The following is a 24,080-nucleotide window of genomic DNA, read 5'->3' as shown; positions in this document are numbered from 1 at the left end:
CACACTCCCTGGTGGCGCGAGGGCTCATCATACTTTTCACCCCGGGTTCCGCCCTCCCTTGCGGACACCGAGCGCCTGGCACAATCACACCGGTGGAACGCGAGCACATCACGCTGCGCGACGTCGCCCGCGAGGCAGGCGTCTCGTACGCCACCGCGTCCCGGGCACTCAACGGCAGCGACCGCACCGTCCGCAAGGAGAACGCCGACCGCGTCCGCGCCGCCGCCGACCGCCTCGGCTACGCCCCCGACCTGTCCGCCCAGGCCATCGCCCGCGGCTCGAGCAGCACGGTCGCCCTGGTCGTCAACGACATCGACGACCCGTACTTCTCCTCGATCGCCGCCGGCGTCACCGAGGCCGCCCAGGAGGCGGGCCTGATCGTCACGATGGCGATCGCCGACCGCTCCCCCGGGCTGGAACTCCAGATCGTCCGCACGCTACGCGGCCACCGCCCCCGCGCCGTGATCATCGCGGGCACCCGCACCGTCGGCTCGGACGCCCACACCGCCCTGATCGACGAACTGTCCGCCTACCACCGGTCCGGCGGCCGGGTCGCCCTGATCAGCCAGCCGGAACTCCCGTTCACCACGCTGTCCGTCGACAACTACGGCGGCGCCCACCGCCTCGCGACAGCCCTGGCTGGCGCCGGTTACCGCCGTTTCGCGATCGTCCACGCCGGCGACGACATCCGCACCTCCGCCGACCGCCGCCAGGGTTTCACCGACGGCATCCACGCGTCCGGCCTGACCGTGGACGCCGCCGACCAGATCGTCGCCGACTTCACCCGCACCGGCGGAAACCAGGCGGCCGCCGCGATCGCGTCACGTCGTCCCGAGGCCGTCTTCGCCGTCAACGACGTGATGGCCATCGGCCTGATGAGCGGCCTCCGCGACGCCGGCCGCACCCCCGGCGCCGACATCGCGGTGGCCGGCTTCGACGACATCGCCGCCGCCGTCGACGTCCTCCCACCCCTCACCACGGTCCGCGTCCCCCTGCACGACCTGGGCCGCCAGGCCCTGGAACTCGCCCTCGCCAGCGCCACCGCGTCCCGCGTCGACATCCCCGTCGAACTCGTCCTCCGCGAAAGCACCCCCCAGGCCCACGCCATCGCGCCCGGCCAAGGGTGAGATGCGCGCCCTGCGCGATGGTGAACGCCTTGCCACCGAAGGCGGTGGTGAGCCGTCCACGATCGGCGCCCGAAGGTCGCGCACCTCGGCCGTTGCCCGATTCCCTACCCGTCACCGAGGGACGCCGCCGCGCCCTGGTCGATGATCGCCTCGCAGGGGCAGGTGGAGGCGGCCTGCCGCATGACCGGATAGACGCGGACCGTCAGCAGGGCCGTCAGGAGCAGGCCCGCCACCATGCCGGCGAGGGACGCGGCGATCGGCTGCCCGGTCCGCTGCCGCCGCCAACTGGTCACGAGCACGGCCACGGTGGCGAGCAGGGCGATCAGGAGGGCGGCAGCCAGCCCGGCGGCGAGGGAGTCCCCGGGATCGGCGCCCCCGGTCAGGATGCCGATCCACAGGAAGGCGACGAGCGCCGCCAGGTATCCGAACAGTCCAGTGATGAATCGCGTGACCGACATGTCGATCACTCTATGGACACTCCGGTGGTGCGGTCGGCATGCCGACGGAGACCAGATTCTGGTTGAGTTCGGTGGCGGTGGCGAGACGGTCGAAGTCCGGCCCCGGGGCCAGGTCGATGGCCGGACCGGGGCGGCCCGGCTCGAACCGCATGGTGACCTCGCCGTGTACGGCCGCCCGCAGCAGCGTCGCCCGGCCGATGGCCGCGGGCCCGTAGGTCAGGGTGGTCGCGGCCTCGGACGCGACCGCACCGTCGAGCACCGTGAAGCCCCGTTCGCGCAGCTCCGATGCGATTCCGGCGTCGGGCACCCGGACCTGGACGTCGGCGGGGCTGTCCGGGAGCAGGAGCTCGCAGGTGAGCGGGGCGGGCCCCGCGGGCGGTATCGAGGTCTCGCCCTGCCGCGGCCACGCGACCGCGACGCCCGCCGACACCGCCACCACGGCGGCGGCCGCCGTCGCGGAAGCGGCCAGTTGGCGGCGGCCCCGGGCACGGCCGCGGGCACGGACCTCGGCGGCCGGTTTCATCCTCAGATCCTGTACGTCGTCGGCCAGCTCCCGCACGCGTTCAGGCACCCCGTGTGACATCGCTGTTCTCCTTCTCGTCGAGTAGTGCGCCGAGTGCCGTCCGAGCCCGGGAGAGCCGCACCTTGATCGTGCCGACCGGGACGCCGGTGCTCGCGGCGATCTCGTGGACCGGCATGTCCAGCAGGTAGTGCATGGCGATGGCCTGCCGCTGTGCCGCCGGCAGGCGCTGGAGCGCGCCGGTGACGGCCACCCGGTCCGGGGACGGGCCGCCGACCGCCTCGTCGGGGCGGCCCATCCGGGCGCGGGCGGCGAGCCGGCGCCGCAGGCCGCGCCACCGGTTGGCCATCAGCCGCCAGGCGACCGACCGCACCCAGGCTTCGGGGTCCTCGTACCGGGAGACCCGGGACCAGTGTTGCCAGGCGCGGGCGAAGGCCTCCTGGGCGAGGTCCTGGGCTTCGGCCCGGTCGCCGCAGGCGGCGTACAGGTAGAGCACGACGCGGCGGCCGGTCGCTAGGTAGAAGGCGTCGAAGTCGGCGCTTCCCGTCTGTGTTCGCACACCTATAGACACACCGTTGACCGCCATCGGGTTACATACGATTTTTCGCGAGCAGTTCCGGGACTTCGCCGAGCGAGTCGATGACGTCGACCGGCCGCCTTGATCATCATCATCGGCCCAGCGGCTTGAGTTGTTCGGCCGCTTCGTCGCTAACGTCGGCGTCGTGATCGGCCGCCAGCGACCGCAGCTGCGTGATCAGCCGGTCTGTTCCCTCCTCCGTCGTCCATTCCGGGTTGCAGTGGAGAGCGGCTTGAAGTTCTTCCGCGGTGCAACTTTCGGCGGCGTTGTTCCTGGCCCGCAGGACATGGCGCAGACCGGCGGTGTCTCTGCGTTGCAGGAGGGCGGCGGCCGTCTCCCCGGTCACGCCCGTGTCGTGGGGGTCGAGAAGGAGTCGGTGGAGGAGGTCCGCGACCTCATCGAGGTCGTCCGAAGCCGCGAGCTGTCGCCCGGCCGCGGCGCGAACCGCCCAGTCCGGAGAGTCGGGGAAGATCACGTGGCCAGCTTGCCCGGCCCAAGTCCGCTACGCGAGCCGGATACCGCTGTCCTTGCGCTGATCTTCCAGAATCGCGTGTGTGGATCCGACTCTTGTCCGGCGTCTTCGGCTGCTGGCCTGCATGATCGCGCCCGCCCTGGTGGCGGCGGTCGCGGACGTCCGCGGCTGGCGGCTCTGGCTGCTGGTCCTCACGCTGGCGGTGACGCTGCTGGTGGTGGGGCTGCTGATTCCGGCCAGGACGTGGAAGCGGGAGGACGAGGACGACAAGGTCCCGATCGCGGGGATGGTGGTCGCGGCGCTCGTGCTGTTCGCGTCGACGAACTGGGGCGCGAGGCTGATCGTGCTGGGCGTGTTCGGCCACCCCGAGACGGCGCACGTCAGCAGCGTGACCATCAGTCTGGACACGGAGAACCGCGGAGGCCGGATCCTGCGGGAGAACTGTTACCGGCTGACCCGTCTCGACGGATCGCCGTTGCCGGGCACAATCTGCCGGCGGGACGAATATCCCAGCAACGACGATTTCGGGGTCGGCGACGACATCACGGTGCTGCTGGACCCGACCGGCCTGGTCGCCCCGGAGACACCCGACCATGTGCGCTGGGGCTGGATCCCGGGCGGTCTCGCACTGGCGTCGTTCGCCGCGCTGGCCTGGGCCGTCTGGCGTAACGCGGGCCGGCCGGTGCCGGAGCCGCTGTGGCAGCCCCGGTACGTCCGTCAGGAGGCGCGCCCCCGTAGGCGGCGGGTGCCGAAGGCGAACCGGAAACGGCCTCCTAAGCGGTGAGCGCCGCCTCGCCGATCGCCTGGTCAAGGATGGTCAGGCCGAGTTCCAGTTCCTCGAAGGACGAGGTCAGGGGCGGGGCGATCCGGAACACGCCGCCCATCGCCGGGAGCTGGACCACGTTCATGTGCAGGCCGAGTTCCAGGCAGCGGCGGGTGACGGCGGCGCCGAGTTCGTTGGCGGGCTGCTTGGTGGCACGGTCCAGAACCAGTTCCAGACCGATCAGGAGACCCCTTCCCCGTACGTCGCCGACCACCGCGTGTTTCCCGGCCAGTTCGGTCAGCCCTTTGCTCAGGTAGGCGCCGAGTTCGGCGGCCCGCCGGTCGAGGCGCTCGGCTTCGAGCACGTCGAGGACCGTGTTGCCGACCGCGGCGACGAGCGGGTCGGACACGTGGGTGGTGAAGAACAGGAAGCCCCGTTCGTGGGCGGTTCGTTCGATCTGTTCGCTGGTGACGACGGCGGCCAGCGGCAGGCCGGCGCCCAGCGTCTTGGACAGGGTGATGATGTCCGGTACGACGCCGTCGCGCTGGAAGGCGTACCAGTCTCCGGTGCGGCACAGTCCGGTCTGGGCTTCGTCGAGGATGAGCAGCCCGCCGCGTTCGTGGCATTTGGCGCGCAGGGCGGCGAGGTAGCCGGGCGGCAGGTCGATGACGCCGCCGGAGCTGAGGATCGGCTCGACGATGCAGGCGGCCAGGCTGCCCACCGATTGGGCGTCGATCATCTCGAAGGCGTGGTCGAGTTGCCGCTGCCAGTCGAGGTGCCCGTCGGGTGTGGTGAAGTCCGGCCGGTACGCGTTCGGTGTGGGGATGGCGTAGTTTCCGGGCGCCGCGGGCCCGTACCCCTTGCGTCCTGAGCTGTAGGTGGCACTGGCCGCGGCTTGCGTCATGCCGTGCCAGGACCGGGCGAAGGAGATGATCTCGTGGCCGCCGGTCACGAGTTTCGCCATCCGGATGGCGGCCTCGTTGGATTCGGCGCCGGTGGTGAGCAGCAGGACTTTGCTGAGCGGGTCGGGCAGCGACGCGGCGAGGCGGCGGGCGAGGTCGACGACGGGCCGGCTGAGCATGCCGCTGAACAGGTGGTCGAGGGTGGCGGCCTGCCGTTGGACGGTGGCGGTGACGGCCGGGTGGGAATGCCCGAGGATGGCGCTCATCTGACCGGAGGTGAAGTCGAGCAGCCGGCGGCCGTCGGCGGTGTGGACGAAGCTGCCCTCGGCGCGTTCGATGATCTCCGGGACGAAGCCGCCGGCGCCGGAGTAGCGGATGAGGTGACGCTCGGCGTCTGTCCAGAAGTCGGCCATGCCCCGACGTTAGGAAGGCGCCGAGTGTCCCGTCCAGCTCACCGCGGCGCGGACGCCTTCTTGATCTTCGATTTGAGGGCGCGCCGGGCCAGCGGTCCGAGTTCGTCGACCACCTCGACCAGGACGGCGAGCTGGTCGAGAGCCTCCAGGGCGCGGTAGGCGCCGTCGCGGTCGACGCCTTCGTACAGTTCGATGCCGACGAACGCGGCGCCGACCGCGCGGGCCAGGCCGGGGATGTCGGCGACCTCGGCGACCGGTGACGCGGCCAGCAGCCGTTGCAGGATCGTCTCGATCTCGTCGGTCCACATCCGCAGCGCCGCGGCGATCGGCGCGGCCAGCCGCTCGCCGGTCTGGGCGGCCGCCAGCATCTGGGCGAGCACCGACACGTTGCCCAGGGCGAGTTCCTGGTCGTGCAGGTCGCGGCCCACCTGGAGCAGTTCGCGCAGCGAGCCGACCGCCGCGAACCGTTCCGCGAACGCTTCCACCCGCTGCCGGGTCGCCTGTTGGCAGGCCGCGCCGAGCAGCTCGTCGACCGACCCGAAGTGGTAGAAGACGAGCGCCTGGTTGGCTCCGGCGGCGGCCGCGATGGTCCGCGCCGACACGCCGGTGACGCCGTGTTCGCGCAGCGCGACAAGGGCTCCGTCGAGCAGTCGCTGCTTGGTGTCGCTCATGGTCCTCCCTTTGCCTCCGCGCGGTCATTCTGCCGCAGGGGTCCGCCGCCGGCCGGGTGCGGGGGCGCGATCAGCGCGTCGGTGATCAGCTGGGCGAGCCGGTCCAGGCCGGGGAGCAGCAAAACCATGGAGAGGTACGCGGGAAGCGCACCGATGTGTTCGAAGGAGTGGGCGACGGCTGCCACACCGTCGGCGGTGTGCCCGTCGGCGGCCTCGTAGCGGGCGCGCCACAGTGTCTCGGGGTGGGTGGAGGCGGGCAGAATGGTCAGCCCGGCCGGGTGGCGTCGTTGCAGGGCGTCACGGATGGTCGTGCACGGTCCGCAGTCGTCGTCGAGCCAGAGTCGTGCGGGCACGGGCTCGTAGGGTGTCCTCCGGGGTCGCCAGTCCCGGACCCGGTCGCGGTATTGCCGCCAGCTGCGCCCGTACCGGAGATGGAGGTCCTGTCTTTCGTGCGGCCCGGCGACCGCGGCGGCGAAGGCGGTGGTGCCGAGGGCGACCGCGGCCAGCGTGGCGCTGTGCGTCGCGGCAGCCAGCAGCAGTTGCAGCAGGACCGCGCTGACCTGCATCGGGTTGGCGAGGTAGCCGTAGACGCCGGTGGTGACCAGCCGCACCGGCGGGTCCCACGGGTAGGGGGTGCCGCCGCCGCGGAGCGCGAACTCGCGGACCCCGGCGAGTGCGGGAACCGCGACCGCGGCACCCAGCTGGCCGAGGACGATGATCGCGGAGGTGGGCAGGTCGAGTAGCCGGTCCCAGCCGCCGTCACCGACGGTGAACGCCACGGTGGGGGTGAGCCACAGCAGCAGGACCGCGAACGTGGCGCATTGCAGCAGCACCCGTGGGACGAGGTGGCGGCGGTCGGCGGTCCAGCGGCCGAGCAGTTGGGCGGGCAGGGCCACCGCGATCAGGCCGAGCGTCTCGCCGAGCAGCCAGTGCGGGCCGAGGTCGATCAGTGGGGCGAGCCGTGGCATGGCTGTCGCGTCGAGCCAGAGCAGCAGGCCGAGGGCGACCGGGAGGGGCAGCCATCGGCGCAGCAGCACCGGGATCGGGCCCCAGAGGATCGCCCAGCCGAGCCAGAGGTCGATCGGGAGACCCCGGTAGGTGCCGTCGACGGTCGCGAACCCGTGCCATCGGGCGGCCGTGGCGGTCTCGTGCAGCACGGCGATGCCGGTGATCGCGGTGATGAAGGCCAGGGACGCGCCGGCCCGTGCCTGCCGGTCGCGATCGGCGCGGGCGGCGGCGAGCAGCGCGGCGACCGGAAGGATCAGGCACAGGTAGCGGGCGGCGGTGACGGTCATGTCAGGGCCAGCATGTCCAGGACGTGGTCGGCGCCGGCGTGCAGGAAGCCGTCCTGGAGCGGTCCGAAGTACCAGGACGGGTCGAGGCCGCGCCGGTAGTCGATGCGCAGCGTGACCTCGGTGCCGGTGCCGGCGGGCCGCCAGCTGACGGTGGCGTCGCGCATCCGCACCCAGCGGCCGGTGATGGAGGTGTCCTCGAGGACGGCGAAGGTGATCTCGTGGTCGCCGGCGGCGCGGACCTCGGTGACGATCTGGCCGCCGGGTCCGTGGGCGCTGCCGTGGTAGCCGAACATCCACCGGTCGCCGACGGCGAGTCCGGTGCCGTGCACGTGTTCGGGGGTGGGGACGCCGAGCAGGCGCAACGCGATGGGGCGGGTGGCGACCGGTCGCGGTCCGGCGGCGAGGCGGGCGGCGACGTCGGCGGGCGCGGCCGCGACGACCCGGCTGACCTGAACGGACTGGTCGGGGTAGACGCGCCACTCGGGGTCGACGCCCTCGACCCCGGTGAGCAGCAGCGGGAGTGGCAGCAGGGCGGGAATGATCTTGTCGCGGTCCTGGAACATCCGGCACAGGGCGGTGACGCCGTGTGCGACGCCGTAGACCAGCGGCGCGGCGAGCACGACGCAGATCGCGCCTTCGTGCAGCGCCACGGCCGCCAGCAGCAGGCCGACGGTGGTGAGCCGGAACACCGTGCCGTGGGTGCTCTTGCCCGGTGTGAGGGTGAGCGCGGCCGCCAGGGCGGTCGGCAGCACGACGAACAGCAGCGCGCTGTCGGCCTTGCCGGCGCGGACGGTCAGGGTGAAGAACACGACCCCGAACGCGACGACGATGCCGGTCAGCGCGATGTTCGCCGACCGTATCCGGAACTTCCCCACCTTCGACCTCCCCCGTTGAGCGATTGCTCAATTGGACGATAGCCCCTGTTTGAGCAATCGCTCAAGTCGGGGGGTGTGGCTATCCTCGGTGGCTGTGAGTGATCACTACGAGGTCGTCTTCAGCTGTCTGCTCCGCGACGACGTCCCGGCGGAGGTCCTCGACGTGCTGCACTGGCACCTCGGCGAGCTCGACGAGCGGCCCGCGCTGATCGAGGACGAGTACGCCTACCGGCTGCTCGAACCGGACCCGGACACCTACCTGCCCGGCGGCGAGTTCGCCCACCTGGTACGGCAGCGGAACCAGTGGGGACTTTACGCCCGCATCCACGTCCTCGATGACGCTATCGGCTATCCGCATGAGCTGTTCGGGTTGCTCGCGCCGCACGTCGCCGAGGCCGGGTACGGCGGCCACATCCGCGACGTGAACGACCACCACGACCTCAGCGTGATCGTCTTCGACGGCGTCGGTTACCGCTGACGGGACTGAACGCGGCGCCGGAACGCCCTCGCCCGGCCGATCATCGCCTACCTCTGCGGCGCCGGACAGCCACCGGCGGATGATTCCCAAAGACGGATTTCCGGGATTCGGAGGTCTGGCCACTCCCCTTCCCTTTCCAAGGTATATCGCACCCCGGGGCTTGCGGCAAGACCCGGGTGAGGGCGCAAAATCGCTGCTCATGGGGCTGACGTTCGTCGTCCCTCGTCGCGATCGAGGATCGGATCCCGCGTTTTGAACTCCGTGTTTCACCTGCCCGCGCATCGTGCCGCCAAGGCCGACCCGGCGCTGATCGCCGCCGACGAGAAGCATTTCGCCGCGCTGGCGGAATCGCTCGAACAACGACTGTCCGAACTCTCCGACCGGCTCGGCACCGCGCGCCGGGCCCGGGCCGGGATCGGTCAGCAGGCGCTCGACCGCGACCAGGAGGTCCGGCGGCTCACCGCACAGGTGCGGTCGCTGCGCCGGTTCGGTGTGGACCTGTGCCTGGGTCACATGGTCGCCGCCGGCGATCCGGAGCCGGTCTACATCGGGCGGCAGGGCCTCACCGACAGCACCGGCCGTCAGTTGCTGATCGACTGGCGTTCCCCGGCGGCCGAGCCCTTCTTCGGCGCCACGCACGGTGATCCGATGGGGCTGGTCAGCCGTCGCCGCTACCGGTGGACGCGGGGACTGATCAGCGACTACTGGGACGAGGTGTTCGCGGCGGACGACTTCGCCGGGCACGCCGCGGCGCTCGACGACCAGTCGGCGTTCATCGCGAGTCTCGGCGCCGAGCGCTCCGGCCGGATGCGGGACGTGCTGGGCACCATCCAGGCCGATCAGGACGCGATCATCCGGGCCGGTTCGCGCGGGGCGCTGGTCGTCGACGGTGGGCCGGGCACCGGCAAGACGGTGGTGGCGCTGCATCGGACCGCCTATCTGCTCTACTCGGATCCGCGGCTGGGTCACCGTCGCGGCGGGGTGCTGTTCGTCGGGCCGCATCAGCCCTATCTGGCGTACGTCTCCGATGTGCTGCCCAGCCTCGGCGAGGAGGACGTCCAGATCTGTACGCTGCGTGACCTGGTCGCCGAGGGCGCCACGGCGACCGTGGAGAGCGATCCGGAGGTGGCCCGGCTCAAGTCCTCGGTGGACATGGTGGCCGCGATCGAGGCGGCGGTCCGCTTCTACGAGGAGCCGCCCACCGAGCCGATGATCATCGAAACCGATGCGGCGGACGTCCGGGTGACCGCCGCCGACTGGGCGCGGGCGTTCGAGGCGGTGGAGCCCGGGACCCCGCACAACGAGGCTCGCGATCAGATCTGGGCCGAGCTGCTGGCGGTCCTGGACGTGCCGGCGCATCGTGACCTGCGGGCGGCGTTCCACCGGGTCTGGCCGGTTCTGCGGCCCACCGATCTGGTGGCCGATCTCTGGTCGGTGCCGGCCTACCTGCGCCGATGTGCTCCCTGGTTGAGCGTGGACGAGGTCCGCCGGTTGCAGCGCGCCGACGCGCGGGCGTGGACGGTGTCCGATCTGCCGTTGCTGGACGCGGCCCGGCAGCGGCTGGGCGACCCGGGCGCGTCCGCGCGGTCGCGGCGGCGGGAGGCGACGGCGGCCGCCGAACGTGAGCGCATGTCCCGGGTCGTCGACGATCTGATCGAGGCGGCCGACGACGAGTACGGCACCGGCCTGGTGACCATGCTGCGCGGCGAGGATTTCCACGACGCGCTGGTCGACGAGGCGGCCCTGGGCACGGTGGACCCGGATCGGCTGGCCGGGCCGTTCGCGCACATCGTGGTCGACGAGGCGCAGGAGTTGACCGACGCCGAGTGGCGGATGGTGCTGCTGCGCTGCCCGTCGCGCAGTCTCACCATCGTCGGTGACCGGGCGCAGACCCGACGCCCGTTCACCGAGTCGTGGCGGGAGCGCCTGAACCGGGTCGGTGTCGACCGGGTCGAGGTGGCGTCGCTGACCGTCAACTACCGCACTCCGGCGGAGGTGATGGTGGAGGCGGAACCGGTGATCCGGGCGGTGCTGCCGGATGCCAACGTGCCGGCGTCGATTCGGCACAGTGGTATTCCCGTCGTCCACGGTGCCGTCGCCGACCTGCCCGCGGTGCTGTCGTCGTGGGAGGCCGCCCATCCGGAGGGGGTGGCCTGCGTGATCGGTGACCCGTCGTTCGAGGGCACGCCACGGATCCGGTCGCTCACCCCCGAACTCGCCAAGGGTCTGGAGTTCGACCTGGTGGTCCTGGTGGAGCCGGAGGCGTTCGGCGCGGTGGACCGCTATGTGGCGATGACCCGCGCGACCCGGCAGTTGGTCGTCCTGACCGCATAGGATCGTCGCGTGTACACGACGACGGTGTCCCAGCACGTGCCCGCCACTCCGGCCGAGGTCTACCGGGCGCTGCTGGACCCGTCGGCGCTCGCGAGGTGGCGGGTGCCGTCCGGCATGACCAGCGAGGTGCACGAGTTCGACGCGCGCGAGGGCGGTCGTTTCCGGATCTCGCTGACCTATGACTCGCCGGACGGTTCGGGGAAGTCGTCGGCGCACACCGACACCTACCACGGTTGTTTCCGCAGGCTGGTGCCGGACGCCGAGGTGGTCGAGGAGTTCCGGTTCGAGTCCGGTGATCCGGCGCTGCGCACGGTGATGACGATGACGACCACGTTGACGGCCGTGCCCGGCGGGACCGAGGTGGTGATCGTGCACGAGAACATCCCGGACGCGATCCCGGCCGCCGACAACGAGCTGGGCACCCGGATGGCCTTGAGCAACCTGGCCGATCTGTTCGTATAGGTCTACCGGCCGGGAATTCGTTCTCCCGTTTCGTGTCTGTCTCTCCATCACCCTCTCCATCGCCGTAACGGCATTCTGGGACGAATGTCCTTCATCGGGTTCTGCGGATTCGGTGAGCGCCCGCCAGACATGGACGGGATACTTGAGAACGACTCACGGACGGCGGTTATCGCCTCCGTATTCGCGATCTTGTGAAGGGGATTTCAGCATGACCCTGTCTCGTTTCCGTATATCGGGTATGCGCGCGGCGGGTGCTGCCGTGCTGGCGGCCGGCACGCTCACCGCAGGGCTGCCGACCATGGCATCCGCCGATCCCGGCGACTACACGACCAAGGTCATTGTCAAGAACCGGACCGGTCAGGTGCTGGTTCTGACACATTCGCAGGTTACTGATGGAGAATGGATTCAATATCCGCCGGAAACGATCGCAAGCGATGGTATCGGCCGGATGAGCACGGCGTCGAGCGAGGATGAGGGTGGCACCGGGGGGACCGTCACCTATGAAACTGATTACGGCGATGTGGTGATCTATTGGAATGACCCGGACACGTCGGATAAAAATGATTTCAAGTGCGATGCGCCGGACGAGTTCACCTGTTCGACGATCGGCTCGCCGAATGGCCAGCACCCGATACTGAACGTCGACATCTTCGACTGACGCCCACGACCCACGTCCCGTGCCAGCCCGGTGCGGGACGTGGGTGTGCTGGTGATCAGCCTGGCTCGCCGGTCATCGCGATCACGATCTTGCCGGCCACCCGGCCGCGGTCCAAGTGGTGGAGGGCTGCGGCCGCCTCCGGGAAAGGGTAGACCCGGTCGACGACCGGGCGCAGCTCGCCGGCGGCGGCCATCTCGGCGATCTCGGTGAGGTCCTCGCGGCTGGGGCGCGCCAGGAGGGTCCGCACCGGGCCGCGGGTGAGCTTGCCGGCGAGGATGCGCCGGGCCGGGCCGAGCCAGCGGCCGCCGGTGCCGACCGACAGCACCACGACGCCGCCGGGCCGCAGCGCCCGGCGCAGCTCGGCGAGGGTGTGGTTGCCGGCCAGGTCGAGGATCGCGTCATAACCCTCCCCCGGCGCGGCGAGCGGTTCGCGGCGCTCGTAGTCGACGACCGCTGCCGCGCCGAGCGCCCGGACCAGGCCGGCGTTGCGCCCGGCGCAGGAGGCGGTGACGATCGCGCCGCGGGCGGCGGCCAGTTGGACGGCGAAGGTGCCGATGCCGCCGGAGGCGCCGGTGATGAGCACGCGGCGGCCGGCGCGCGCTCCGACGGCGTCGCGGATCGACTGCAACGCGGTCGTCCCGGCCAGCGGCAGTGTCGCCGCCTCGGTGAAGGTGAGAGCGGCGGGTTTCGCGGCGGCCAACCGGGCCGGGACGCGGACCAGCTCGCCGATCGCCGCCGGGGTCTCGGCCAGGACGTCGTCGCCCACCCGGTGGTCGCGCACGCCGTCACCGACCGCCTCGATCCGGCCGGCGAGCGCTCGGCCGACGACGAATCCGGGGCGGGGTCTTCGCAGGCCGCCGGCCACGACCCGGATCCCGAACGGCTCGCCGCGCAGGGTCATCCGGTCGGCGGCGTTGAGACCGGCCGCGTGAACGCGCACGACCAAATCGCCCGGACCCGCGACGGGGTCGGTGACCTGCTGCAACGCGACCCGGCCGGGTGACCCGAACGCGATCTGGACCAGTGCTCTCATCCGCACTCCACCTCCTGATTACAGCGTAAGCTTACGACGTAAGCAAGGATGCGGTATGGTCGAGCGGTCCCGCAACCCCATCGAGAGACGAGAAGATGCCGAAGTCCCGAGAGCCCCTGAGCACGCGACGAGTGCTCCAGGCCGCCCTGGCGCTGGCCGATTCCGGGGGCGCCGACTCGCTCTCCATGCGCCACCTCGGCCGCGAGCTGGGTGTCGAGGCCATGTCGCTGTATAGGCACGTCGCCAACAAGGAGGCCGTCCTCGACGGCATCGTCGACCTGGTGGTCGACGAGATCGACCTGCCCGGCGACGACGGCGACTGGAAGGCCGCCATGCGCCGCCGCGGCGAGGCCGCCCACCGCGTGCTGACCCGCCACCCCTGGGCGCCGGCGCTGCTGATGTCGCGCACGAACACCGGCCCGGCGATGCTGCGCTACATCGACTTCACCCTCGGCGTGCTGCGCGGCGCCGGCTTCTCCTGGCGGCTCGCCGACTACGCGTGGAACACGATGGACAGCTACGTCTACGGTTTCACCCTGCGCCGCCTGAACTTCCCGATCGCCGCCGCCGACTACGCCGACACCGCCGCGGCGTATGAGTATCTGCTGGCCGGTGGGCGGTATCCGCACATGGCCGAGCTCACCCGGCAGGTCGCCGAGGGCAACCACCCCGGCGACCCGGACATCACCTTCGGCCTGGACCTGATCCTCGACGGTCTGGAGCACCTGCGCGACCGGGAGGCCGGCTCATGACCGATCCGCGGCGTCTGCTCGCCGCCGTCGACCGCCGCATCCGCGCGTTCCTCGACGACGGTGACCGGTTGCCGCTGTTCGAGCCGCGGGCGACGGCCGACGCCGAGGCGCTGCTGGAGGTGTTCATGGCGGCCGGGCAGCCGGTTCCGGTCGAGGTCGTCGAGGCGGTGGCGTGGCTGCACTGGTCACGCTGGCGGGCACTGCCGACCGGCGACGACCTGTCCGCCGCCCGGGAGCTGTTCGCCGTCCTCGGGCGGGCCCGTCCCGACCTGGTTCCGGCGGAGTTCCGCGGCGACCTGCTGACCGACGCCGCCCGCATCCTCGACGGCCTCACCGCCGATGACGACCCGGCCCGGCTCGACGCGGCGATCGCCATGCTGGAGCACGGCATCGGCGCCACCCCGGCCGACGATCCGCATCGCGGCGTGCACCTGCTCAACCTCGCCAACGGCTACCGCATGCGGGGCCGGCTCGACGCGGCCGTCCAGGCCGCCCGCGCCGCACTGGACACCGGCCGTTTCGCCGGCTTCGGCGCCGACACCTTCCGGCACACTCTCGAATTCGTTCTGGACGAACGCTACCGGCTCACCCAGCGGCCGGAGGATCTCGACGACCTCATCGAGGTGATGCGGGCCCCATACGCGTCGACCGCCGCCGACGACCCCGAGTGGCCGCTGCGCGCCGGCCGGCTGGCCGAGACCATCCTGATCAGATACGGCGGCACCGGTCAGGATCGTGACCTCGACGAGGCGATCACCGTCGGGCGCGCGGCCCTGGCCGGTGGCCACGACCGGCTGCCCTGGTTCGGGTCCAACCTCGCCGCGTCGCTGGTCTGGCGGTTCGAGCAGTCCGGCGATCCCGCCGACCTGCGGGAGGCGATCACGGTGTTCCAGCGCACGGCGGACGCCCTGCCCGACGGCGATCCGGCGCGGGTGACCTGCCTGTCCGGGCTCGGTGGCGCGCTGACCACCCTGTTCAACGCCGACGGCGACCCCGGCCGGCTGACCGAGGCGATCACGGTCGGCCGGGCCGCCGTCGCGGCCGGACCGGCCGACGCCACCGCGCACGCCAACCTCGCACTCAGCCTGCGGACCCGGTTCCTGGCCACCGGCGACCCCGCCGACCTGGACGAATCCATCCGGCTGGCGCGGGTCGCGGCCGCCGACACCAACGGACACGACCCGAACCACGGCATGTTCGTGTCGGCGCTGGGCGTGTCGCTGCAGATCCGGTTCGAACAGTTCGGCCGAATCGGCGACCTGGACGACGCGGTGGCCGCCGGCCGGTCCGCCGCCGCGATCCTGACCACCGGCCATCCGGGCCGCCACACCACACTGATCAACCTGGCCAACGCCCTGCGGACCCGGGCGAGCCTGCGCGGAGAGCTGGCCGACCTGCACGAATCCGTCGACGTCTGCCGGACGGTGCTGGCCGGGCTCCCGACCCGCCACCGGCAGCAGGCCACCGCCCTGGCGAATCTCGCCCTGGCCCTGCGCGACCGGTATCTCGCCCTCCACGACCCCGCCGACATCGACGAGGCGGTCGACACCAGCCGGGCGGCCGTCGCCGCCCTCGGCGCCACCGACCCGGAACGACCGGTCTACCTGATGGGGCTCACCCGGATCCTGCGGACCCGGCACAAACACGAGGCCGCCCACGACGACGTGGACGAAGCCCTGCAAGCCGCCCGCGCGGCCGTCGCCGCGGGCGGCGGCTCCCCCCCACCAGCCGATCTCCATCGAGGAGCTGAGCCTCACCCTCCTCGAGCGGTACGAGGACAGCGGCGCCGCACCGGACCTGGACGAGGCCCTGCACCACGCCCGCCGCGCCGTCGACGCCTGCCCGCCCGGCAACCCCAACCGGGCCGGATACCAATTCCACCTCGGCTACCTGCTCGACCTGCACGACGAGCACGACAGCGCCGTCGCCACGTGGACCGACGCCGCGGCGGCCGGCGCCGGCCCGCTGGGCAACCGCATCGCCGCGGCCCGGGCCTGGGGCGACTCCTGCGCCCGCCGGGAGCGGTGGCCCGCCGCCTGGCGGGGCTACTCCACCGGGATCGCGCTCATTCCACTGCTGAGCTGGCGCGGCATCCAACGGACCAGCCGGGAACGACTACTCAGCGACTGGGCCGGCCTGGCCACCGACGCGGCCGCGTGCGCGATCCTCACGCGCCCGCCCGGAGAAGCGGCGACCGTGCTGGAATCGGGCCGGGGCGTCCTCTGGGGCCAGCTGCTGGAAAGCCGCACCGCCGCCACCGGCGCACTGCGGGAACGCGCGCCCGGCCTCGCCGACCGGTTGTCCGAGATTCGTGAGTCGCTGGACACGGCTCAGGTGGTGTAACGGATGCGGACCACACCGGCCGGCCACGTCTCGGTCTCCCGCAGCCGCAGCGGAAGCGGAGGGTCGCCGCGTTCCAGCAGCGGCGTGCCGTCACCCAGCACGACCGGGGCGACGAACAGCTCCAGCTGGTCGACCTCACCGGCGGCGAACAGCGCCCGCATCACCGACGCGCTCCCCCACACGATGGTCCGGCATCGCTGCTCGCGCCGCGACCGCACATGCTCGACGGCGTCCGCCACGATGCGGGCCGGCGCGTGCGAACCCCACGGCGCCTCGGTCAGCGTGGTCGAACAAACCGTCTTGGACAGGGCGTTGACCTGCCGGGCCATCGGCTCGCCGGCCGCCGTCGGCCAGAACGCGGCGAAGGACTCGTAGGTGCGGCGTCCCAGCAGCACCTCGTCGACCGACTTGAGCAGCGCCATGTTGTGCGCCTCGGAGGCGGAGAAATCCTGGACGGCGGCGAAGACGTCCCGCTCACCGGCCGGTCCGGCGAGGAACCCGTCCACCGAGACCCATTGCTGGACGATCACACAACTCATGTGCACTCCCCCGGACGGAAGGAGACCGGTTTGAGCAACCGGCTGGCAGCGGTCACCACCACGACGCTACTTGACCACCGGCTCTTCGGCATCGCCGACGACGGCGCCGAGGAGGAGGATCTGCCGTTCCCGCACGAGGCCGGCGACTGGGTCAGCGCCGGCCGGTCGTCGATCCTGGTGGAGACACCGTTCGACAACGACGAGGCGGTCCTGCGCCTGGAGGAGTGGGACGGTGAACCCGGCGAGGACCACCATGTCGACGACGTCGTCGACGTCACGATCGGCTGTCCCTCCGGGACCATTCGGCTGAACCAGGTGACCGCCGGCTGGGCCGATTCCGGGTTCGTCCTCACCCGTCCGGGCGACCAGCACGTGCGGCTGTCCTGCCGCTTCGGCGACGGCGACGATCCCGCATTCCTCATCCGCTTCTGGCGCACCGTCTCGGCGAGGACCACCCCATAGCCTTTGCGGCGACGGTGGCGTCCTCACGACGCAGGAGGCCCGGCCGCCGCGCGGGCGTCACCGGCCGAAAACGTACGCGTCCTTGCGGGCCGATACGAACATCCTGGCGGGGTCGCCCTGGTAGTACCACGGCCATTCGGTCACATGGCGACCGATCACGTCGAAGACGCGGGCCGCCCACCCGAACTCCTCGCTCAGGTACAGGGCCAGCGCGAAGGTGTTGGCTCGCGACGGCCAGCCCGGAACGGAACGGAACGAGGGATGCAGCACCGACTGGTTCGCCGCGGCGATCAGCTCCTGCCGTACCTGCGGGTTGCGCATGTGGTCCTGATCCTGACCCGACGGCAGGCTGAGCCAGTACTCGAGGTGGGCGGCGGCCAGGACGTTGTGCAGCTGGCTGCCCGGGGTCGCCCGGACGGCGGCCTCGCGGGCGAAGGCGAACATCTCGGCGTGGCTGCCGGACCACTTGGCGCAGAGGTACTGAAGCCGCTGCTCGTGGGCCATCACGTGTTCGGGCGCATACTTGACGACCGCGTCGAACCGGGCCGCGGCCTCCTCCGGGCCGACCTGCCGGCCCCGCGCCGACGTGGTGAGGAAGGCCCACGCCGTGGTGTCCTCGGGCGTCCTGCGGGTGACCTCGTCCAGGCAGTCCTCGGCGAGCCGCAGCCGCCGGAAGAACTCGTCGAACTGCTCCCGCGAGGTGTACTTGGCGTAACCGCCGCCGCGGGCCTCCCACGCCCACGAGACCGCATGGCAGCCTCGCAGCAGCAGCGGCAGCGTGGAATCCGGCTCCTCCTCGACCCATCGGGGCACCCAATCCTGTACGCCGGGCACGTCGGCCGCCAGCGAGAACAGGAACGCCCGGGCGTCCGGGTCGTGCACGTCGGCGAGGCAGGCACGGACGGTGTCCCGGTCCTGCGCCGCCAACGCTTTGATCAACGCACGCGCCCGCGGGTCACCGTGCGTCGGATCGATCTTCGGAGTCCGATCGAATGGCCACATGCCCCATGCCTCCCCGGGTAAGGGTGCAGATCTTATGATCTTGCCCGGCGCACATCGAGGTCGGCACCCTCCGGCGGCTGACAGCGGCCCCACCGCCACCTGTCCGCAGCGTCGGTGAAACCATGAATCAATGCTCTGGCCGGTCCTCCTCGACACTGCTCCGCGTGACACCACGTGGTCACTGGGTGAGCAGGTGTCGACCCGCCTCAGATGGCTCGACGCCCCCGACCTCCCCGAGAACCTGGCGTTGCACCAGATCGCCGTACGGGCCGGAACGTTGCTCGATGCCGACGGGCAGCCCTGGACCCAACTCATCGAGGCCGGTGACCTGCACGCGGTCCGGGACGGCGATCATCGGGCCGGTGCGATCACGCTCGACGGGTGCCTGGGCTTCGACGCCTACCTGGGAGTCATCGGTGAACTGCCCGTCACGGTGGGCATCGTCCGGCGGGTTCGAGCGCTGCACGACCTGCACGATCGCGGCGTCAGCGAGTGGATCCGCCGGCCCGGGGCCGTACGCCTGACCGACGTCCCCGATGCCTGCCCCGCCCGCCTGCGCGACGAACCGTCTTTCGACGAACCCATGCCGGACGACGGGGATCCCGACCCCGGCACCCTGCAGATCATGAGCCCCGAGGAGTACTTCGAACTGGCCCGCGACCAGCTTCCCGCAGAGCAGTGGCAGGCCCGGGGCTTCCTCGTCGACCTGGAGGTCGCCGGCTGACCCGGCGCGGTCACAGCGAGGCCACCTTCCGGTAACGGGCGAGCAGGAGCAGGAAGCACGCGGCGACCAGGCACGCCGCCTCGATACCGTAGACCGGGCCGAACGTGCCCACGCCCACGTCGAGCTGGCTCTCCCTCTCGGTGAGCCACTCACCGACTCCTCCGATCAGGAAGGTCGGGCTGGCCAGCCCGGACAGGCGGTTGGCGGTGGTGCTCGGCAGCGAGGCGAGCACGCCGACGACCGGAACCGTCACCATGAAGACCGCCACGATGCCCCCGGCGGCGAACGCCTGCTTTCCGGTGAGCGACGCGATCAGCAGGCTTACACCGGCGAACATCACCGCCCAGAGCAGGCTGTAGGCCCAACCGGGAAGCAGATCCCAGAGCTCGTTGAACACCCCGCCGACGCCGGTCTTGGTGGTGAACGCGGCGCCGAGGAACATGATGAACTGCGGCACGCCGACCAACAGCCAGGTCGCGGCCGTCATGGCGGCGAACTTGGCGATCACGTAGTCGGCGGCCCGCAACGGGCGGCTGAAGTAGAGCGGCAGCACCCCGGCCCGCAAGTCACGGGAGACCAGCTGCGGCGCGACGATCGCCGCGAAGAAGACGATCAGTAGGCTCATCTGGTCGGCGTACTGGAAGTAGGTGAAGAACACCTCTCCGGTGATCGAGCGGGCGGCCGCCACGATGACGGCGACCAGCAGCATGATGCCGGCCACGAGCCAGGGGAAGATCTTCGCCTTGGCGGAGCGGCCGAGCCCGAAGGCGGCGCGCAACCCGTGCACGAAGAGGGCCCGCTGCATCGCGACGCGGCCCAGCCGGGGGCCGGAGTACCGCTGGTACCCGATGTCGTGGATGACGCCGGTCTCAGACATCGGCGGTCTCCTTCGTGGTGAAGAACAGACGTCGTTCGTAGGCGTCACCGTAACGGAAGCACGATCGCGGGGGACCCTGGCCCGCCGATCACGACCCACGCCACCTGCGAAACGGGTTGAGAACACCCAGCACGCTTGTCCTTCGACCTCCCGGCACCTCTACTCTTGGCGCGGGTGCGCCCGGCATCCGAGGGATCCAGCTCCGTAAAGCAGCTGCCTCCCCGGCCTGTCTGGGGGTGGATTCCGGCCGGGACCGGGACCCTAACCGACGACCGGGCTTCGCCGAGGGCTAAGGGCGGTCCTGCCAGCGCCGGGCGCGCCCCCTGCGAACGCGGTCTACGACGCCATCGGGGGCCCGATCAGCGGCACATCCGGGTCTTCTTTGCCCGCATCGAGATCGGCTTGCCGACTACCGATGATGTTGTAGCGGTGATTTGTCTCCCACGAGCCAGAGGTGACCGTACGGATCGAAGAAGCCGCCCTGACGGTGCGTGCCCCACGGCGTGGTGTGGTCGCGGATCGGATCGTGGTAGTCGGCTCCCGCCTCGGCGGCGCCACCGACGACGGAATCCGGATCATCGACGAACACCTCGATGCGTGCTGTGGTGCTACCGAGAACCGTTGGGCTTTCCCAACCGTTGTTCGCCGGCTCCGCGACGAAGAACGGCGCCCCGTGCAGCTCCAGGCCGATGACCGAACCCAGGTTCCACAGCTCAGTGGCGCCGAGGGCTCGCTGATACCAAGCGGAGGCTGCTGCGGCGTCCGGCACGGCGAGCATGACGGAGATGGCGGTCATGAGTCGCAGCGTAGTCGGACGTGCAACGCGAAACGACAAGACGCTGTGGCAGCCGTCATCCAGGCCACCATCCGTATGGCGCAGGCCGTATCCGACGACAGCGCCGGAGACGGTTACGGCGGCATGTGGGGGAGACCGTCCCTTCCCGGTGAGGGAACTCGAGGCGCTGAAGCAGGGCCCGAACGCCTTAGGGTCGGCAACCGCCGCGGGCCATTGAGGATCATGGCGGTAGCCTCACCCACCATGATCGACCCGCAGGCGTCGCAGGCCCTCTCGCCGCGACGCATCCTGGAGATAGCCGCGCCGATGGTCGCCGAACTGGGTGGCACGTGGCGACTGACCGACCGCGGTCGCTGGCGGCCCGGTCGCCGCCGCGGACCGATGCTGCGCTCGGGGTCCCTGGGCGTCCGTGTTCTTCCCCCGCACAGCGACGACCACCGCCACTTCGACCTGGAAATCCTGCTGAATGCGAACCTGTTCTACGTGCCGAGAATCGCCGACTGCACGGTGGGCCTCGCCGACGATCCGGTCGAGGCGGCCCAGCAGGCGATCCAGGCCTGGATCGATACCTGCCTGGTGACAGTGCTGGAGATGATCGAGCAGAAAGGCCGGTTGGCGACCCACTTCTCGTCCAGCGATGAGGGTGGATTCGCCGGCTGGCACGCGATCGTCGGCGGCGTTACCGGCTGGTCCGTCGACGGCTCCCACGCGAAGCAGGAATGGTTCGCCGAGACGATGCCGTGGTCGGAACTCGCGCCGGTCATCACGGCCGGCCTCGACCGGCGGTTCCTCAACGGTGTCCGGATGCTGGTGGGCCAGGGCGGAGATTTCACGGAATGTGAGGTCCGGATCAATGGCCGACGGCACGAGGCGTCCAGTGCGGCGCTCGCGGCCCTGGATTGGCCGCGAACCGATGGTTTCGAGCTCGCCCGCACCTTCATCCTCCTAGTCGGCCGAGATTAGCCATCCGCCGGGCCCCTGACCCGACTTACGGCCGCCGCGAGATCCGGGCCGCATGGCCCGTCACCGTAGGCTGCCGGAATGGCTTCTTTTACCGAGGCGGAGACAGAGCGGCAGTGGGATTACGAGCTGCTCTACGACGGCGCGGTCACTGGTTTCCGTAGTGAGATGATGCTCGACCATGTGATCGCCGAGTTGGCGGCTCTGGGGTACGGCATTGCCGAGGTGCGTGGAGGAACCGGTGCGTCGATGCTGCTCCAGTTGCTCGACCCGATCCCGTCGTACTACGACTACGCGGTCGGCAACCTCAGCGCGACGATGGACGCCCTCCGCTATCTCGACCTGGGCGGGCGCACCGGCTGGGCGCTCGTCATCCGGCGCTTCGACGAGACGTTCGCGGCCGACCCGGAGTGGGCTCGTGGACTGTGCGACGTGGTTGCCCGGGCGTCGTATGAGCACCTGCTGCGGGGCGGCCGGTTCCTGATGCTGGTACAGAGCCCGGTCGAACTGCCGATCGGTGTACTCGGGGGCGAGAGACCAACCTGGATCGCACGCGAACCTGGCCCGCGGCACGTGGTCGACCCGGAGAAAGACCGGTAGCTCGGAATTCACAAGGCCGGGCGACGATCGGATCGCGGTTCATCTCACCCCGCGGTTCGCCGGAGGTCCTTCTTGCCTAGTATTCGACACGTGAGACTCGAGTCCTTGAACGGCCTGTTTGTGGACATCACGGTGACCGGCTACCAGTTCGCGAGCGGCCGATCGGGGTCCGAGCAGGTCGACTGGGACGCCAACTGGCTGATGATTCGCGGCAAGGTCTGGGATGGCACTCAGTCGTGGGAGTTCCACCATCCGTGCATGACCACGTGGGAGGCACGAGAACTTGCGACGTGGCTCCGCGGACTCAGCGAAGCGAGTCCCGCGACGGTGGCAGCCGCTGACCCCAGCGAGCTTCGGCTCTGGCTCACCGAACCGAATCTGATGTTCGCCTTGAGCGAGGCGGCACAGGGTATAGCGAGGTTGGGCGTCTACTTCGAATCGGAGTCGCGCCCGCCCCACGGCTCGGACGACGATGATGAGGGTCTTGGACACCGAGTTCGATTGACGATCCCACAGGCCGACATCACGGCAGCCGTGACCGACTGGGAGCAGGAACTCATTCCGTTCCCGATGCGGTGAGCGGTACGCGAGGCGGTTTCTACCCGAGGGGAACGGTGTCGTGGGTGGCGACGGCGAAGGACTGGTGCGGGTAGCGCAGCGTCGAGGCGTACAGGTTGGTGTGGGCGATGATCTGGGCGGCGCTGATGGTGACGCCGTCGTGGTGGGCGTCGGTGGTGGTGTGGCAGTCGCCGACCAGGGTCACGTCGTAGCCGGCGGCGGCCGCGTGTTGCATCGTCGCGCGTACGCAGAAGTCGGATTGTGCCCCGGCGATGATCAGCCGGTCGGTGCCGAGGCGGGTGAGGGTGGTTTCGAGGTCGGTGGCGGCGAAGCCGTCCCGGTAGTTCTTGGCGACCACCGGTTCGCCCGGCGCGGCGCGCAGTGGGGCGGCGAGTCGCCAGCCGGCGCTGCCGTGTTCCAGGCCGGGGCCGTCGTGCTGGATGTGGACGACCGGCGTGCCGGCGGCGCGGGCCCGGTCGACGAGCCGGGCGGTGCGGTGCAGGACGCCGTCGCGGTCCAGGCAGTCGGCGACCACCGCCTCCTGTAGGTCGATCAGCAGCAGGCAGCTGCGCCCGTCTCGGCCGAGTGTGCTCACCGCGGCTCCTCCAGTAATGGCCGATCTTCTCAACGGACCTTACCAAGATGATCTACGGGCGGAGCGTCACGCCCCGGGGAACAGCCAGGTGAGGCTGTTCCGCGCGGCGCGAACGTAGGGTTCGTGGCCGTAGGCCAGGTCCTCCAGCGCGGCGCACCGGGCGAAGTACACGATGCGCTCGGGGTCCGGCAGCGGCCCGTAGGCGTCGGCCACGCCGGCGAGAAAGCCGGCGCCGAAGTCACGGTAGAGGCGCGCGAAGTCGAGGGCCGGGTCGGTGACGGCCGCATCCGTCCAGTCGATCACGCCGGTGATGCGGCCGTCGTGTTCCAGCAGGTGTTCGGCACCGAGGTCGGCATGGGCGAGCACCAGCCTCTCGCCGGCCGCCGGCACCGTGTCCCGCAGGAGCCGCAGCAGGTCGGGCGGCCCGTCGAGGTCCTCCAGCCACTCCCCCGGCTCCGCGGGTTCGACCGGCCCGGCCACGTCGATCGCGTGCAGTTCCCGCAGGAACCGGCCGATCGCGGGCGCGAGCCCGGGTCCGGCGGGCCGTCCCAGCAGCGGCCGGCCGGGCAGCAGCGGATAGGCGAGCACCCCGGCTTCCTCGTCGGCGAACCGGATCTCGGGCACCGGCAGCGACACCCTCGGGCGTACGCGGGACAGCAGTTCCGCCTCACGCCGGACGTCGTGCCCGTCGGCCACCCGCAGGACCAGGTCGCCGGCGAGGAAGGCCGTGTTGTCCAGTCCGGACCCGAGCCGGCCGAGTTCGTGGCCGGCGTGTTCGGGGGCGTGGACGTGCAACGCGTCCCGGGCCCGCTGTTCGGGGGTACGTCGCATGCC

27 protein-coding genes and 1 pseudogene are annotated in these 24,080 nt (G+C 70.8%); 13 read left to right on the top strand and 15 right to left on the bottom strand.

Annotated features, from left to right (window positions below; translation table 11 throughout):
• Positions 1-92 precede the first annotated feature (92 nt).
• Positions 93-1,127: a LacI family DNA-binding transcriptional regulator gene (locus tag J5X75_RS36905; RefSeq protein WP_208472242.1), complete on the top strand. Its 1,035-nt coding sequence runs from the start codon at positions 93-95 to the stop codon at positions 1,125-1,127.
• 104 nt (positions 1,128-1,231) lie between these two features.
• Here J5X75_RS36905 and J5X75_RS36900 read toward each other — a convergent pair whose 3' ends face one another.
• The 4 genes from J5X75_RS36900 to J5X75_RS36885 all read right to left on the bottom strand — a co-directional run bounded on the left by J5X75_RS36900 (position 1,232) and on the right by J5X75_RS36885 (position 3,157).
• Positions 1,232-1,585 carry a hypothetical protein gene (locus tag J5X75_RS36900; protein ID WP_208472241.1) on the bottom strand — a complete coding sequence of 118 codons (354 nt, stop codon included), beginning with the start codon at positions 1,583-1,585 and terminating at the stop codon, positions 1,232-1,234.
• A gap of 10 nt (positions 1,586-1,595) precedes the next feature.
• Complete coding sequence (locus tag J5X75_RS36895) at positions 1,596-2,168, bottom strand: LytR C-terminal domain-containing protein (protein WP_208472240.1); 573 nt, start codon at positions 2,166-2,168, stop codon at positions 1,596-1,598.
• The gene (locus J5X75_RS36890) at positions 2,149-2,664 is read right to left on the bottom strand and encodes a SigE family RNA polymerase sigma factor (protein WP_307798502.1); all 516 of its coding nucleotides are present in this window, start codon (positions 2,662-2,664) and stop codon (positions 2,149-2,151) included. Before J5X75_RS36890 ends, J5X75_RS36895 begins: the two co-directional genes overlap by 20 nt.
• A 109-nt stretch (positions 2,665-2,773) precedes the next feature.
• On the bottom strand, positions 2,774-3,157 hold the full coding sequence (locus J5X75_RS36885; protein ID WP_208472238.1) for a hypothetical protein: 384 nt from the start codon (positions 3,155-3,157) through the stop codon (positions 2,774-2,776).
• Between the two features lie 79 nt (positions 3,158-3,236).
• On the opposite strand from J5X75_RS36885, the gene J5X75_RS36880 reads away from it, so the two are divergent.
• Positions 3,237-3,938 (top strand): hypothetical protein, encoded by a 702-nt coding sequence (locus tag J5X75_RS36880; protein WP_208472237.1) that lies wholly within the window; start codon positions 3,237-3,239, stop codon positions 3,936-3,938.
• Here the strand turns inward: J5X75_RS36880 and J5X75_RS36875 are convergent.
• From J5X75_RS36875 to J5X75_RS36860, 4 genes and pseudogenes are all read right to left on the bottom strand, one after another.
• The gene (locus J5X75_RS36875; RefSeq protein ID WP_208472236.1) at positions 3,928-5,232 is read right to left on the bottom strand and encodes an aspartate aminotransferase family protein; all 1,305 of its coding nucleotides are present in this window, start codon (positions 5,230-5,232) and stop codon (positions 3,928-3,930) included. The two genes, J5X75_RS36880 and J5X75_RS36875, sit on opposite strands and share 11 nt — an antisense overlap.
• Before the next feature lie 38 nt (positions 5,233-5,270).
• Positions 5,271-5,858, bottom strand: a complete 588-nt coding sequence (locus J5X75_RS36870; RefSeq protein ID WP_238490623.1) for a TetR family transcriptional regulator — start codon at positions 5,856-5,858, stop codon at positions 5,271-5,273.
• Positions 5,801-7,198, bottom strand: a pseudogene (locus tag J5X75_RS36865) (methyltransferase family protein); the annotation flags it as partial. The gene J5X75_RS36870 and the pseudogene J5X75_RS36865, both read right to left, overlap by 58 nt.
• Positions 7,195-8,073, bottom strand: coding sequence for a hypothetical protein (locus tag J5X75_RS36860; protein WP_208472233.1), 879 nt, complete (start codon positions 8,071-8,073; stop codon positions 7,195-7,197). The gene J5X75_RS36860 and the pseudogene J5X75_RS36865, both read right to left, overlap by 4 nt.
• Positions 8,074-8,167: 94 nt before the next feature.
• Between J5X75_RS36860 and J5X75_RS36855 the strand changes: the two genes are divergently transcribed.
• The 4 genes from J5X75_RS36855 to J5X75_RS36840 all read left to right on the top strand — a co-directional run bounded on the left by J5X75_RS36855 (position 8,168) and on the right by J5X75_RS36840 (position 12,005).
• Entirely contained in the window at positions 8,168-8,551 is a 384-nt protein-coding gene (locus tag J5X75_RS36855) for a hypothetical protein (RefSeq protein WP_208472232.1), read from the top strand.
• Positions 8,552-8,803: 252 nt separating this feature from the next.
• Positions 8,804-10,885 carry an RNA polymerase recycling motor ATPase HelR gene (gene helR / locus J5X75_RS36850; protein WP_238490603.1) on the top strand — a complete coding sequence of 694 codons (2,082 nt, stop codon included), beginning with the start codon at positions 8,804-8,806 and terminating at the stop codon, positions 10,883-10,885.
• Between the two features lie 9 nt (positions 10,886-10,894).
• The gene (locus tag J5X75_RS36845) at positions 10,895-11,347 is read left to right on the top strand and encodes an SRPBCC domain-containing protein (protein WP_208472231.1); all 453 of its coding nucleotides are present in this window, start codon (positions 10,895-10,897) and stop codon (positions 11,345-11,347) included.
• Positions 11,348-11,555: 208 nt separating this feature from the next.
• The gene (locus tag J5X75_RS36840) at positions 11,556-12,005 is read left to right on the top strand and encodes a hypothetical protein (RefSeq protein ID WP_208472230.1); all 450 of its coding nucleotides are present in this window, start codon (positions 11,556-11,558) and stop codon (positions 12,003-12,005) included.
• Between the two features lie 55 nt (positions 12,006-12,060).
• Here J5X75_RS36840 and J5X75_RS36835 read toward each other — a convergent pair whose 3' ends face one another.
• Positions 12,061-13,038, bottom strand: a complete 978-nt coding sequence (locus J5X75_RS36835; RefSeq protein WP_208472229.1) for an NAD(P)-dependent alcohol dehydrogenase — start codon at positions 13,036-13,038, stop codon at positions 12,061-12,063.
• A gap of 95 nt (positions 13,039-13,133) precedes the next feature.
• Between J5X75_RS36835 and J5X75_RS36830 the strand changes: the two genes are divergently transcribed.
• A complete protein-coding gene (locus tag J5X75_RS36830; protein ID WP_208472228.1) occupies positions 13,134-13,790 on the top strand; it encodes a TetR/AcrR family transcriptional regulator in 657 nt (218 codons plus the stop codon).
• Positions 13,787-16,105 carry a tetratricopeptide repeat protein gene (locus J5X75_RS36825; RefSeq protein WP_208472227.1) on the top strand — a complete coding sequence of 773 codons (2,319 nt, stop codon included), beginning with the start codon at positions 13,787-13,789 and terminating at the stop codon, positions 16,103-16,105. The genes J5X75_RS36830 and J5X75_RS36825 overlap by 4 nt, the downstream gene beginning before the upstream one ends.
• Positions 16,106-16,120: 15 nt before the next feature.
• On the opposite strand, the gene J5X75_RS36820 is transcribed toward J5X75_RS36825, so the two are convergent.
• Positions 16,121-16,672, bottom strand: a complete 552-nt coding sequence (locus tag J5X75_RS36820; protein WP_208472226.1) for a dihydrofolate reductase family protein — start codon at positions 16,670-16,672, stop codon at positions 16,121-16,123.
• Positions 16,673-16,702: 30 nt separating this feature from the next.
• On the opposite strand from J5X75_RS36820, the gene J5X75_RS36815 reads away from it, so the two are divergent.
• Positions 16,703-17,134 carry a hypothetical protein gene (locus J5X75_RS36815; RefSeq protein ID WP_208472225.1) on the top strand — a complete coding sequence of 144 codons (432 nt, stop codon included), beginning with the start codon at positions 16,703-16,705 and terminating at the stop codon, positions 17,132-17,134.
• A gap of 57 nt (positions 17,135-17,191) precedes the next feature.
• Here J5X75_RS36815 and J5X75_RS36810 read toward each other — a convergent pair whose 3' ends face one another.
• Positions 17,192-18,073: a DUF4034 domain-containing protein gene (locus J5X75_RS36810; protein ID WP_208472224.1), complete on the bottom strand. Its 882-nt coding sequence runs from the start codon at positions 18,071-18,073 to the stop codon at positions 17,192-17,194.
• A 193-nt stretch (positions 18,074-18,266) separates the two neighbouring features.
• Between J5X75_RS36810 and J5X75_RS36805 the strand changes: the two genes are divergently transcribed.
• Positions 18,267-18,860 carry a hypothetical protein gene (locus J5X75_RS36805; RefSeq protein WP_208472223.1) on the top strand — a complete coding sequence of 198 codons (594 nt, stop codon included), beginning with the start codon at positions 18,267-18,269 and terminating at the stop codon, positions 18,858-18,860.
• A 10-nt stretch (positions 18,861-18,870) separates the two neighbouring features.
• On the opposite strand, the gene J5X75_RS36800 is transcribed toward J5X75_RS36805, so the two are convergent.
• Entirely contained in the window at positions 18,871-19,737 is an 867-nt protein-coding gene (locus J5X75_RS36800; RefSeq protein ID WP_208472222.1) for an ABC transporter permease, read from the bottom strand.
• A 409-nt stretch (positions 19,738-20,146) separates the two neighbouring features.
• Positions 20,147-20,533: a VOC family protein gene (locus J5X75_RS36795; RefSeq protein WP_208472221.1), complete on the bottom strand. Its 387-nt coding sequence runs from the start codon at positions 20,531-20,533 to the stop codon at positions 20,147-20,149.
• 243 nt (positions 20,534-20,776) lie between these two features.
• Here J5X75_RS36795 and J5X75_RS36790 point away from each other — a divergent pair, with 243 nt between their 5' ends.
• From J5X75_RS36790 to J5X75_RS36780, 3 genes are all read left to right on the top strand, one after another.
• Positions 20,777-21,496 carry a DUF6348 family protein gene (locus J5X75_RS36790; RefSeq protein WP_208472220.1) on the top strand — a complete coding sequence of 240 codons (720 nt, stop codon included), beginning with the start codon at positions 20,777-20,779 and terminating at the stop codon, positions 21,494-21,496.
• 78 nt (positions 21,497-21,574) lie between these two features.
• The gene (locus J5X75_RS36785) at positions 21,575-22,093 is read left to right on the top strand and encodes a barstar family protein (RefSeq protein ID WP_208472219.1); all 519 of its coding nucleotides are present in this window, start codon (positions 21,575-21,577) and stop codon (positions 22,091-22,093) included.
• Positions 22,094-22,183: 90 nt separating this feature from the next.
• Entirely contained in the window at positions 22,184-22,672 is a 489-nt protein-coding gene (locus J5X75_RS36780; protein ID WP_208472218.1) for a WapI family immunity protein, read from the top strand.
• 19 nt (positions 22,673-22,691) lie between these two features.
• Here J5X75_RS36780 and J5X75_RS36775 read toward each other — a convergent pair whose 3' ends face one another.
• Positions 22,692-23,246 carry an isochorismatase family protein gene (locus tag J5X75_RS36775; protein ID WP_208472217.1) on the bottom strand — a complete coding sequence of 185 codons (555 nt, stop codon included), beginning with the start codon at positions 23,244-23,246 and terminating at the stop codon, positions 22,692-22,694.
• 66 nt (positions 23,247-23,312) lie between these two features.
• Complete coding sequence (locus tag J5X75_RS36770; RefSeq protein ID WP_208472216.1) at positions 23,313-24,077, bottom strand: phosphotransferase; 765 nt, start codon at positions 24,075-24,077, stop codon at positions 23,313-23,315.
• Between the last annotated feature and the right edge of the window lie 3 nt (positions 24,078-24,080).

It is taken from the genome of Actinoplanes flavus (assembly GCF_017592555.1).
In the GTDB taxonomy this organism is placed as follows: domain Bacteria; phylum Actinomycetota; class Actinomycetes; order Mycobacteriales; family Micromonosporaceae; genus Actinoplanes; species Actinoplanes flavus.
Note: the sequence above shows the minus strand (reverse complement) of the source record. Positions and strands in the feature narration are given on the sequence as shown.